Below are 1,644 nucleotides of genomic sequence, written 5' to 3'. Positions count from 1 at the left end.
GCCTTCGCGCTCACACTCGCGATGAGCATGCCGGGCGGCTGGAATATCGACATGGGGCGCTTTGCGCGCGAGAACCGCCCGCCCGGCGAATATCTGGCGATGAGTTATTACCAGATCTGGTTTGCCGCGCTCGAACTGATGTCGAAGGAGCGCGGGCTGGTGGCAGACGACGAGATCGAAGCCGGGCACTCCTTGCATTCGCCCAAGCTGGTCAAGCGCGTGCTGTCGCCCGATGACGTGCTGAAGGTGCTGCATCGCGGCGGGCCGACCGAGCGCGATACCAACACCAAGCCTGCGTTCGATCTCGGCAACAAAGTGCGGATGAAGAATATCAATCCCCCCACCCACACGCGGTTGCCGCGTTATGTGCGCGGACACATCGGCACGATCGAGCGCGTGATCGGCTGCCATGTGTTTCCGGACAGCAACGCGACCGGCGCCGGTGAGGATCCGCAATGGCTCTACACGGTGTGCTTCGATGGCCGCGAGTTGTGGGGTGCCGACGGCGACTCGACTTTGACAGTATCGGTCGACGCATGGGAACCGTATCTGGAGCGCGCGTAATGGCGATGGACCCGCGCTCGGCGCTGCGCGTCGCGATCTCCGTGCCGGGCGTACCGCGCGACGCCGACGGGCTGGTATTCCGCGAGCCATGGGAAGCGCAGGCCTTCGCCATGACGCTGGCGCTTTATGAACGCGGACTGTTCACGTGGCCGGAATGGGCGGCGGCGCTTAGCCAAGAAATCAAGCGCGCACAAGGCGCCGGCGACCCCGACACCGGAGAGACTTACTATTCGCACTGGCTGGCCGCGCTGGAGAAAATTGTCGCGGAAAAAGGCGTTACGACCCACGACGCGTTGCACCGCTATCGCGATGCGTGGGACCACGCCTGCGACTGCACCCCGCACGGGCAGCCGATCGTGCTGCAGCCGTCCGATTTTGATGCTGTGGACGGCTCCTCCACCGGCACGTGAGTGCCATGAATGTGGGTGCTTTTAAGGCCCGCATTATTCAGAGGAGCCCAGCATGCAAACGGTCACGACTATCGGTCTTGATATCGCCAAGTCGGTATTCCAGGTTCACGGCGTTGATGCGCAAGGCAATGTAATTGTGCGCCGGCAGTTGAAACGCCGCTATGTCCTAACGTTTTTTGAGAAGTTGCCGCCGTGCCTGGTCGGCATCGAGGCCTGTGCCTCATCGCACCATTGGTCGCGCGAGCTCAAGGCGCTCGGCCACACCGTGCGGCTGATGCCACCGGCCTACGTAAAGCCCTACGTCAAACGGCAGAAGAATGATGCCGCTGATGCCGAGGCGATCTGCGAAGCAGTCACCAGAGCCAACATGCGGTTCGTCGCGACCAAGACCCCCGAGCAACAGAGCTGCCTGATGCTCCATCGCACGCGCCATCTGTTCATCCGCCAGCAGACCGCGGTGATCAATGCGACCCGCGCTCATCTTGCCGAGTTTGGGATCGTGGCGCCGGTCGGCCGCAAGGGTGTCGAGGAGCTGCTCGATGTCGTTGCCGATCCAAATGACAAGCGGTTGCCCGAGGTTGCACGGGTGTGCCTAGCGGCTCTTGGAGTTCAGCTTCGTAGGCTGAAGGAGAAGATTCTGCAGTTCGATCGTCTGATAATGGCCTGGCAT

At 62.1% G+C, this 1,644-nt stretch carries 3 protein-coding genes; all 3 read left to right on the top strand.

Going from position 1 to position 1,644, the window contains the following annotated elements:
* On the top strand, positions 1 to 564 hold a 564-nt coding region (gene nthB / locus VIE67_RS11410; protein ID WP_332026293.1), incomplete at its 5' end, for a nitrile hydratase subunit beta.
* Positions 564 to 974 (top strand): nitrile hydratase accessory protein, encoded by a 411-nt coding sequence (locus VIE67_RS11405; protein ID WP_332026292.1) that lies wholly within the window; start codon positions 564 to 566, stop codon positions 972 to 974. The genes nthB and VIE67_RS11405, both read left to right, overlap by 1 nt.
* A gap of 52 nt (positions 975 to 1,026) precedes the next feature.
* Positions 1,027 to 1,644, top strand: a 618-nt coding sequence (locus VIE67_RS11400) for an IS110 family RNA-guided transposase (RefSeq protein WP_332026290.1), incomplete at its 3' end; no start/stop codon positions are given.

It is taken from the genome of Rudaea sp., assembly GCF_036560865.1.
Classification (GTDB): domain Bacteria; phylum Pseudomonadota; class Gammaproteobacteria; order Xanthomonadales; family Rhodanobacteraceae; genus Rudaea.
Note: the sequence above shows the minus strand (reverse complement) of the source record. Positions and strands in the feature narration are given on the sequence as shown.